At 71.3% G+C, this 9,772-nt stretch carries 9 protein-coding genes, 1 tRNA gene and 1 pseudogene; 6 read left to right on the forward strand and 5 right to left on the reverse strand.

The window, feature by feature from the left end; genetic code table 11:
* Positions 1-145: 145 nt before the first annotated feature.
* The 4 genes from fabI to ACWF9Z_RS02465 all read right to left on the reverse strand — a co-directional run bounded on the left by fabI (position 146) and on the right by ACWF9Z_RS02465 (position 4,635).
* Positions 146-1,012: an enoyl-ACP reductase FabI gene (fabI, locus tag ACWF9Z_RS02450; protein WP_453596637.1), complete on the reverse strand. Its 867-nt coding sequence runs from the start codon at positions 1,010-1,012 to the stop codon at positions 146-148.
* 4 nt (positions 1,013-1,016) lie between these two features.
* Positions 1,017-1,721, reverse strand: coding sequence for a 3-oxoacyl-ACP reductase family protein (locus ACWF9Z_RS02455; RefSeq protein WP_453596639.1), 705 nt, complete (start codon positions 1,719-1,721; stop codon positions 1,017-1,019).
* A gap of 47 nt (positions 1,722-1,768) precedes the next feature.
* A complete protein-coding gene (locus tag ACWF9Z_RS02460; RefSeq protein WP_453596641.1) occupies positions 1,769-2,287 on the reverse strand; it encodes an SgcJ/EcaC family oxidoreductase in 519 nt (172 codons plus the stop codon).
* Positions 2,288-2,397: 110 nt separating this feature from the next.
* Positions 2,398-4,635: a molybdopterin-dependent oxidoreductase gene (locus tag ACWF9Z_RS02465; protein WP_453597189.1), complete on the reverse strand. Its 2,238-nt coding sequence runs from the start codon at positions 4,633-4,635 to the stop codon at positions 2,398-2,400.
* A gap of 365 nt (positions 4,636-5,000) precedes the next feature.
* On the opposite strand from ACWF9Z_RS02465, the gene ACWF9Z_RS02470 reads away from it, so the two are divergent.
* On the forward strand, positions 5,001-5,498 hold the full coding sequence (locus ACWF9Z_RS02470; RefSeq protein ID WP_453596642.1) for a hypothetical protein: 498 nt from the start codon (positions 5,001-5,003) through the stop codon (positions 5,496-5,498).
* Between the two features lie 313 nt (positions 5,499-5,811).
* Positions 5,812-5,884, forward strand: a tRNA-Arg gene (locus ACWF9Z_RS02475).
* A gap of 45 nt (positions 5,885-5,929) precedes the next feature.
* Here the strand turns inward: ACWF9Z_RS02475 and ACWF9Z_RS02480 are convergent.
* Positions 5,930-6,421: a hypothetical protein gene (locus ACWF9Z_RS02480; protein WP_453596644.1), complete on the reverse strand. Its 492-nt coding sequence runs from the start codon at positions 6,419-6,421 to the stop codon at positions 5,930-5,932.
* Between the two features lie 362 nt (positions 6,422-6,783).
* Here ACWF9Z_RS02480 and ACWF9Z_RS02485 point away from each other — a divergent pair, with 362 nt between their 5' ends.
* The 4 genes and pseudogenes from ACWF9Z_RS02485 (at position 6,784) to ACWF9Z_RS02500 (ending at position 9,638) form a co-directional block, all read left to right on the forward strand.
* The gene (locus ACWF9Z_RS02485; protein WP_327306256.1) at positions 6,784-6,987 is read left to right on the forward strand and encodes a cold-shock protein; all 204 of its coding nucleotides are present in this window, start codon (positions 6,784-6,786) and stop codon (positions 6,985-6,987) included.
* Positions 6,988-7,306: 319 nt separating this feature from the next.
* On the forward strand, positions 7,307-8,824 hold the full coding sequence (locus tag ACWF9Z_RS02490; protein WP_453596646.1) for a DEAD/DEAH box helicase: 1,518 nt from the start codon (positions 7,307-7,309) through the stop codon (positions 8,822-8,824).
* A gap of 46 nt (positions 8,825-8,870) precedes the next feature.
* Positions 8,871-9,275, forward strand: coding sequence for a CBS domain-containing protein (locus ACWF9Z_RS02495; protein WP_453596648.1), 405 nt, complete (start codon positions 8,871-8,873; stop codon positions 9,273-9,275).
* 49 nt (positions 9,276-9,324) lie between these two features.
* Positions 9,325-9,638, forward strand: a pseudogene (locus ACWF9Z_RS02500) (SCO5918 family protein).
* Positions 9,639-9,772 lie beyond the last annotated feature (134 nt).

A 9,772-nucleotide genomic window follows, 5' to 3' on the forward strand; every position in this document is an offset into this window, starting at 1 on the left:
GGGGGCGCCCCTGCGCGGGCTGGGCCGCGGGGGGCACCCCCCGCCCCCGGGGGTCGGGGTCCCGGGGCGGGCGCGGGGCCGCGCGCGCCGCCCCGCCCCACCTCCGTTCGTACGCCGGTCACACCGGTCGGACCGGCCGGGCCCGTCAGGCGCCCATCGCGTGGTGTCCGCCGTCGACGTGGACGATCTCGCCCGTGGTCGCCGGGAACCAGTCCGAGAGCAGCGCGGCGCAGGCCCGTGCCGTGGACTGCGTCTCGGTGACGTCCCAGCCCAGCGGCGCCTTGGCCGCCCAGTCGTCCTGGGTGCGGGCGAGGCCCGGGATGGCCTTCCCGGCGGTGGTCCGCAGGGGTCCGGCCGCCACGAGGTTGGACCTGATGCCGTGCGGCCCCAGTTCCCGTGCGAGGTACCGGTTGGTGGATTCCAGGGCGGCCTTGGCCACGCCCATCCAGTCGTAGCCTGACCAGGCCTTCGTGGCGTCGAAGGTGAGTCCGACCACCGACCCGCCCCTGCCCATGAGGGGCAGCAGGGACGTGGCGAGCGACATGTAGGAGTAGGCGGAGGTGTGGACGGCGGTGGCCACGTCCTCCCAGGGCGCGGTCGTGAATCCGCCGAGGCAGCTCGGCGGGGCGAAGGCGATGGAGTGCAGTACGCCGTCGACGCCGCCGAGGTGTTCGCCCACGGTGTCCGGCAGCCGCTCGAGGTGGCGCGGATCGGTGACGTCCAGCTCCACGACCGGCGGCTTCTCGGGCAGCCGGCGGGAGACCAGTTCGACCAGGGACATCCGGCCGTAGCCGGTGAGGACGATCCGGGCCCCCTGTTCCTGGGCGACCTTGGCCGCGGCGAACGCGATGGAACGCTCGGTGATCACACCGGTGACGACGATGCGCTTGCCGGCGAGCAGACCGCCGCCCGGGGCGAGCGGCGGCGTCTCTGTGGCGGGCGCGGTGGCGGGCGGGGTGGTGACGGCCGCCGGGGTGGCCGAGGCCGGGGCGGCGGATGCGGTGACGGTCATGGGATCAGTGCCCCATTCCCAGGCCGCCGTCGACCGGCACCACCGCGCCGGTGACGTAACCGGCCCGCTCGCCCGCGAGCCAGGCCACCGTGTCGGCCACGTCCTCGGGACGGCCCGCCCGCCCCGCCGGGATCTCCGCCAGGTGCGCGGTCTTGCGGGCTCCGGCCAGGGCCGCGGTCATGTCCGTCTCGATCAGACCGGGCGCGACCACGTTCACGGTGATCCCGGACGCGGCGCACTCGCGGGCCAGGGAACGTGCCATGCCGACCATGCCGGCCTTGCTGGCCGCGTAGTTGACCTGGCCCTGGTTCCCCCGCAGCCCCGCGACGGACGAGACGAAGACGATGCGCCCCCACCGGCCGCGGAGCATCTTGGGCAGCGCCCGTTTGGCACAGCGCCAGCCACCGGTGAGATTGGTGTCGACGACGCGGGAGAAGTGCTCCTCCTTCATCCGCAGCATCGGCCGGTCGTCGGTGATCCCGGCATTGGAGACGAGCACCTCCACCGGCCCGAGTTCCGCCTCGACCGCCGTGAACGCGGCGTCGACCTGTTCCGGATCGGAGACGTCGCACCGCACGGCGAAGAACTTCCCGTCCGGCGGATCACTGCGATAGGTGACGGCGACCCGGTCGCCCTGCGCGAGGAATTCCTCGGCAATGGCCAGGCCGATCCCCCTGTTTCCTCCCGTGACCAGCACCGTGCGTGGCAACGAAATACTCCGTTCCTTTTCGATTCCTCGCGTACCCAGCCCGGCGATCAGCCCTGGATGGAAGTGCTCTGGAATTCCTTCATGTAGTAGGTGTTGCCGACCCGCACGGCCGTCCAGGAGACGATGATGCGCTGGCCGATCGGCACCTGCTCCGGGTCGGTGTAGGTGTCACCGGGCTTGAGTAGCCCGCCGAGACCGTCGATCACCGCGGTGGTGGAGGACAGGCAGCGCACCGTGAGGGGCCTGCCGATCATGCGGGTGTCCTTGAGCGGGCCGGCGAAGGCCGAGGTGTAGAAGCTCGCGATGGCGGTCCGGCTGGTGAGGTAGGAGCCATTGCTCGGAATCATGTGCCCGTCCGTCGTGAACTGCGCGGCGACACCGGCCGCGTCACCACGGTTCCAGGCGTCGAACAGCCGGTGCGGAACGTCGGTGATGGCGGTCTGCGTGGGAGAACACGACAGGCCGGCCAGGTCCTCGGACTCACCGGAGGCATTGGCCGCGGTGGCCGCTCCGGCGAGGAGCACGAGAGAAACAGCAGGAATCATGATGCGACGGACGAGATTCACGAAATCTCCCATTGACTGGCGATTGGTCTCACCCGCACAGCCTAGAGGCGTCGGTAATGGAAGAACAGTTTTAGCCGTATCCCATCAGCAATTCGAATAGCGGAATGCGGTTACTCGGAATCCGGCTTTCCGTTTTCCGTCCCGGACGCTTCCCCGGCCACCCTTTCCACGCGCACGGGCACCCCGTTGAAGACGGCCGTCCCCGACAGCGGGTCGACGACCGAGCTGTCGGTGACCGCGTTCATGCTCACGCCCGGCTGGGTGGCCGCGTGCGCGAGCCGGCTGCCCCTGCGGCCGTGCCCCCAGCCGTACGGGAGGCTCACCACGCCCGCGCGCAGCCGGTCGGTGGGCTCCGCCGGCACCACCACCTCACCGCCCCGGCCCCGTACCCGTACCCGGTCGCCGGAGGTGACGCCCAGCCGCTCGGCGTCCTCCGTACTGATCTCCAGGGCGCAGCGGTTGGTCCCGCCCGACAGCGTCGGGATGTTGTGGGACCAGCTGTTGACGGACTTGAGCTGACGGCGGGAGATGAGCACCAGCTCGCCGGACCGCAGGGCGCGCATCCGTCCGTGGAGCCGGTGCAGGTCCTCGGTGACGGCGGGCGGGCACAGTTCCACCAGGCCAGAGGCGGTCATCACGACCTCCTCGCGGCGGGGCCGCAGCGGCCCGAGGTCGACGCCGTTCGGGGTCTCCTTGAGCAGGGCCAGGTTCAGGCCGTCCGCGCGGATGCCGAACAGGTCGCCGGCGGGTCCCAGCCGGATCATCGAGTCGAGCCGCCGCTCCAGGGCGTCGTCCCCGGTCAGCCGGGCCTTCAGCTCGGCCGGATCGCGGCCGCGCAGCGGCGAGCCCGGCCGGCCGACGGCCGCCCGCAGGGTGAGGTCGATCAGCGCTTCGTCCACGCTCTGCGGATCCCCGGCCACGCTCTTGCCCGAGGCGACGAGGACCAGCCGGGCGATGATCTCCGCCTCGCTGGGGCGGCCCGGCGCGAGGGCGCGCACGGGCGGCGAGAAGCGCGCGTTGCGGCGGACGGAACGGCCGGCCAGGACCACGTCGTAGTGCGGCGATTCCATGGCGCTCGGAGGCGGCAGGATCACCGACGCGTGGCGGGTGGTCTCGTTGAGGTACGGGTCCACGCAGACCATGAAGTCCAGACCGGGCAGGGCCCGGTCGAGCCGTTCGCCCTGCGGAGCGGCGAGGACCAGGTTCCCGGCCACGCACAGCAGGGCCCGTACCTGCCCTTCGCCGGGGGTGTCGATCTCGTCGGCGAGGGTCGCGGTGGGGAGTTCCCCGTTGACCTCCGGCAGGCCCCGGACCCTGCTGTGCCAGCGCCCGGTACGGAACGGCTCGGCGGGGCGGCGGGTGGCGTGCGGCGCCTCGCCGAAGAGCACTCCGCCGGGGCGGTCGAAGTTGCCGGTGACGATGTTGACCACGTCCACCAGCCAGCTGGTGAGCGTGCCGAACTCCGTGGTGGAGGTGCCGAGGCGCCCGTACACGGCGGCCGTGGGCGCCGCGGCCAGATCGCGGGCGAGCCGGCGGATCGTCGGCGCCGGGACGCCGCAGGCCTCGGCGACTTCCTCGGCGGCGAACGGCTTCACGTGGCCGGACAGTTCGGCGAAACCGGCGAAGCCCGCGCCGGGATCCGTCGCCAGGTCCTCGTCGAAGAGGGTGTGGACGATGCCGAGCAGCAGCAGGGCGTCGGTACCGGGGCGGACCGGGACGTGCTCGTCCGCGAGGTCCGCGGTACGGGTCCGGCGCGGATCGACGACGACCAGCCGCCCTCCCCGCGCCCGCAGCGCCTTCAGGCGTCCCGGCAGGTCGGCGACCGTCCACAGGCTTCCGTTGGACTCCATGGGGTTGGCGCCCAGGATCAGCAGGTGGTCGGTGCGGTCGATGTCCGGGAGGGGGAAGGCGAGCGGGTCCCCGTACATCAGGCCGCAGGCCACGCTCTTGGGCATGGTGTCGAGCGTGGTGGACGAATAGACGTTGCGGGTGCCGAGGCGTTCCCGCAGCACCAGCATGTAGAGCGGCAGGGCCAGGGTGTGGATGACGGGGTTCCCCATGTAGACGGCGACGGCGTCGCGGCCGTGGCGCCGGGTCACCCCCCGCAGCCCGCGCTCGACGGCCTCGAAGGCCTCCGCCCAGCCCACCTCGTCGAAACCGCCGTCGGGCCGGCGTACCAGCGGTGCGCTCAGGCGGTCCGGATCGCTGTCGAAGCGGCCCAGGGAAGCGCCCTTGGGGCAGAGGTACCCCTTGCTGAAGACGTCGTCCGGGTTGCCGCGGACACGGGTGACCGCTCCGTCCGACAGCGTGATGCTCAGACCGCACGTCGCCTCGCACAACGGACACACGCGCGTCGCGGTTCGATCCAAGACTGGCCCCCGTACCCCTTGATCAAGTGCGCGCAGTGTAGGCAGCGGCGACGAGGCCGCTCCCGGGTGTTCCGCTACGCGAGAACGCTGCGCCGCGATGTTGGCGCGCATCGGCAAGAACGGGGCACCGGGCCCTGAGAACCGCATAGTTGACCGCGTGCGCGCCGTCCCCGACTCCGGCGCCCCTCGCACGGACTCGATCCGTACGCACCGGGACGCCCCCGTGCGCCCGCCCACCCCCGTGCCCGCCCACCCCCGCACCACAAAAGGCCTGTTCAGGAAGGCCCCGGACGGGCAACAATGCGGACGGCCTGATCGAGTGATCAGCGAAAACGGGGGAGCTCATGAGCGGGACCATCGTGGTGCGCGCGGAACAGCCGGGTCTCGGCCGGGCGGGGACGTTCGACGTGGTCGTCGGCGACGTGACGGTCGGCCGGGTCGGCCAGGGGGCCGCCGCACGGTTCCCCGTGGCCGTCGGCACGCACACGGTCCGGGTCGTCGGGAAGGACCGCTCCCGCTCCAACACCGCGACCGTGGACGTGGCCGAGGGACAGGACGTCCTGGTCACGGCCCAGGGCACCGGCCTGAAGGCCGCCGTCCTCCTTCCCCTCCTGGCCGGCATCTCGGTCCCGGCGATCTACGTGGTGGCCTCCATCGCGGTGATCGGCGCACTGTTCTACGCCGTCCCCGGCCTGCTGTTCCGCGTGCGGACGGACCGCGACGCCGAGCCCGCGACCACCGGGGACGCCCGGACCCCGGAGGAGGAACACAGCGGGACGGGCCTGTGGTGGGAAACGGACCCGGCCCTGGCCAAGCGCCTCCGCAAGAACGCCGCGTCCTGACCGCCGCGTCCTGACCGCCGTCTCCTGTCGGCGATGCGCAGGAGCCCGTCGATGGTGGCCGCCGCATCCTGGTCACCGCGTCCTGGTCACCGCCACGCCGTGACCGCGGCCCCGCCGCCACGGCAATCCAGGCGACCACTCCCAGCACGATCCGCTAGGCTGTCAGCGGTCAGAGGGCTACCGGGCACGCACCCGGGAAGATACCCGCGAGGGCATCTCCCCCACCGCGTGCGCACGCCACCTGGCCAGCATGTTTGTCGAGCAGGGCCGAGCGATCCCCCGGGATCTCCGGCAAGGTTCCCGACAAGCCCCCGCCTTCGTAGCTCAGGGGATAGAGCACCGCTCTCCTAAAGCGGGTGTCGCAGGTTCGAATCCTGCCGAGGGCACAGCACGTAAGCCGCCGACCTGGGATTTCTTCCCAGGGAGGCGCTCTATTCGGCCCCGGACTCCTCGTCCGGGGCCGTTTGCGTGAGCGGTGCGCGAGCGGACGTGCCAGCGGGCTCCGGGATTCCTGCCGATGGATCGGCACGATCCGGCACGGGCGCTGCACCTTCTGCTCCGAGTTCGGCGCCCTTGGAAGCCTTGGCAGGGGCACCTTGGCCGGCCGGCCGAGCACGCGGTACGAGCCGGGCTGCGGCCTCGGCGATCGCGAGGTCGGCCTCGGGGAGCAGGCGCGTGCAGGTGTCCGCCGTGATGGTGATCGAGGGGTGGCCGAGCATCTCCTGGATGTCCTTCAGGTCGGCCCCCGCCGAGTGGGCCGGCGTCGCGGCGCCCGTGGCGCAGGTCGTGGAGGCGGACCGGAGGAACCGCCGGTGGCGCCGGGTTGGTCGAGCCTCTCCCGCGGCGTGTTCGTTGCCGTACAGGACTTCTTCACCGCGCGGACCGCTCCAGCGGTCCGTCGCGTCGGAACCTGTCCCCAGCACGTCTCCCACCGGCCGACTTCGCCGCCGCCTCCTGCAGCCGGTGGCGAACAACCAAAAAACGCTGCGGTCGGGGTGAATCAATATCTGTCACCGCGACCTAAGGATTTAACGGATCCCGCGGGGAGAGTTTCTACCGCAACACGACGGCCGGAAATATTCAACGCACACAGGCCGCTGCAGCGTGCTACTGTCGATCTCGGTTGCAGTTTTGGTACCCAAGAACTTCAAGCGCCTCCAGACCGGAATTCATTCCACTGGAAGCGCTTTGTATTTCCCGGTCGTTTACCGGGCGGGGCATCATCGCGGCGACACGGCGTCCGCACAGTGCAGTCGCCGATGTATTGCCCCAAAGGAGATATGGCATGGCTGCTGGTACCGTGAAGTGGTTCAACGCGGAAAAGGGCTTCGGCTTCATCGAGCAGGAGGGTGGCGGTCCTGACGTGTTCGCCCACTACTCGAACATCGCCGCCCAGGGCTTCCGCGAGCTGAACGAGGGCCAGAAGGTCATCTTCGACATCGCGCAGGGCCAGAAGGGCCCGACGGCCGAGAACATCGTTCCCGCCTGACGCTGACACGCGTTCTGCAGCTGGGGCCCGCATCCCTCGGGGTGCGGGCCCCAGCTGCACGCATTTGCCGCGGTGGGTTCACCCGCGGTATTGAGCATGGAGACACTCGGCCGAGCGGCTCTCTCGGATCTGCACCCGAGTCAATTATTTTGGTTGCCGCGCCTACATGGCGCCACCTTATTCCAGCGACTGAGCGCGTACAGAATTTCTGCCCGTCAGATTCGCACTCGTATTCCATTCGGTCCGTTCTGGCAATTCTCCGTGCCGCTCCTACGCTGCGGGAATTCCTTGATACGTGCCGCATCAAGGAAGGTTCCGCATGAACCCCACACGTACGAACGACCGCTCCTCCCGCACCCGCAGCCGCACCGGCGGCCCCGCTTTCGGCGGCGGCGGCGCCGGTTCGGGTCGGGGTAGCCGCTTCGGCTCTTCGGCCCCGGGCCGCTCCGGGGCCCCGAGCCGTTCCGGCGGATACGGGCGTCGGCCCGCCGCGGTCCAGGGCGAGTTCGCCCTGCCGAAGACGATCACCCCGGCGCTGCCCGCCGTCGAGGCCTTCGCCGAACTCGACATGCCGGCACAGCTGTTGAGCACGCTCAGCCGTGAGGGAATGGCCACGCCGTTCCCGATCCAGGCCGCCACCCTGCCGAACACCCTCGCGGGCCGGGACGTACTGGGCCGCGGCCGCACCGGCTCCGGCAAGACCCTGGCCTTCGGCCTCGCGCTGCTGGCCCGCACCGCCGGCCAGAGCGCCGAGTCGGGGCAGCCGCTCGCACTGATCCTCGTACCCACCCGTGAGCTCGCCCAGCAAGTCACGGCCGCGCTCACCCCCTACGCCCGGGCGGTCAAGCTGCGCCTGGCCACCGTCGTCGGCGGCATGCCCATCTACCGGCAGGCACAGGCGCTGCGCGCCGGAGCGGAAGTGGTCGTCGCCACGCCCGGCCGGCTCAAGGACCTCATCGACCGGGGTGACTGCCGGTTGAACCAGGTCGCGATCACCGTCCTCGACGAGGCGGACCAGATGGCCGACATGGGGTTCATGCCCCAGGTCACCGCCCTGCTGGACCAGGTTCGCCCCGAAGGGCAGCGGATGCTGTTCTCCGCCACCCTGGACCGGAACGTCGACCTGCTGGTGCGCCGCTACCTGACCGACCCGGTCGTGCACTCCGTCGACCCCTCGCAGGGCGCGGTCACCACGATGGAGCACCACGTCCTGCACGTGCAGAACTTCGACAAGCAGGCCGCCACGACCGAGATCGCCGCCCGCGAGGGCCGCGTGATCATGTTCCTGGACACCAAGCACGGCGTGGACAGGCTGACCGAGTACCTGCTGAGCAACGGGGTGCGCGCCGCGGCCCTGCACGGCGGGAAGTCCCAGCCCCAGCGCACCCGTACGCTCACCCAGTTCAAGAGCGGGCACGTCAGCGTCCTCGTGGCCACGAACGTCGCGGCCCGCGGCATCCACGTCGACAACCTCGACCTCGTCGTGAACGTCGACCCGCCGACCGACCCGAAGGACTACCTGCACCGCGGCGGCCGCACCGCCCGCGCCGGCGAGTCCGGCAGCGTCGTCACCCTGGTCACCCCCAACCAGCGCCGCGACATGACCCGCCTCATGCAGGCCGCCGGCGTCACCCCGCAGACCACCCAGGTCCACTCGGGCGACGAGGCCCTGAACCGCATCACCGGCGCCCAGGCCCCCTCCGGCATCCCGGTCACCATCACCGCCCCGGTGTCCGATCGGCCCAAGCGCAGCACGGCCTCCCGCGGGCGCCGCGGGCCCGCGTCGGCCGCCCGGCGCGCGAGCGCTCGGCGGTCCGCCTTCGATGCGGCGGCCTGAGCGCCACGTGATCCGGAAACTGACCCATCTCTGCAGGAGGCAGATTTTGACGCTGGTCCAGATGCAGCCCCGCTCCGCGCATGCCGACCTCGTCCGCAGGACGGTGGACGACGCCATGGAGGCTGCCGGTCCGCAGGTCTGTGACGACATGACCGTCGAGGTGGCCCTGGCCGTCACGGCCAGTTCCCGCACGGACCATCTGCTCGTCTGCGACGAGGACGGCCTGTGCACCGGGCTGGTCACCCAGGCCCAGCTCACCGCCGTCCGCGAGAGCGCGGCGTACACCGACCGGCTCCGTCTGCGCGATGTCCTCGGCGACCGTGGGCCGTTCACCTCGCCCATGACGACGATGGCCGAGGCCGAGCACGCGATGCGCTACCGCAAGCTCGCCGCCCTGCCCGTCGTCGATGAACAAGGCAGCGCCCTGGGCGTCCTCGCCCTCGCCCGCTGAACCACCTCACCGTGGCCGGACCGTCCCCCTCTTCACCCTGTGAGGCATCATGCGCTGTGTCATCGCCCGCTTCCCGTTCGACCTGACCAAGAGCGGTGTCCTGGAGTCGATGAGGGCATCAAGCCCGAGCAGGTCCTCGGCGAGTCCGTGATCATCGGCCGCCGCACCTACCCCGTCAAGCAGGTCGGCCAGGTCCTCACCCGCCAGGACCGCCGCGACTTCACCGCCGGCGAAGTCCTCCGCGCCATGACCCAGCTCGGCTTCACCTGCCGCGGAAGCCTCCCCCGAGCCTCCGTGGCCACACGCGTACTCAGCCCACTCCAGCGGGCCTCCGCGATGCTCGGCACCCCCGTCACCGCCTGACCGGTGGGCCCGGCGCGCCACCACCCGCACAGCGAAGAGGGGCCCCCCCGGGCCCCCCCGGGGGGCGCCCCTCGCCGAAACACCAGGGGGCGCCGGGCGGGGGGGCCCCGCCCCGCGGGGCCGGCGCCCCGCCC

This window comes from Streptomyces sp. NPDC054961, from assembly GCF_053609145.1.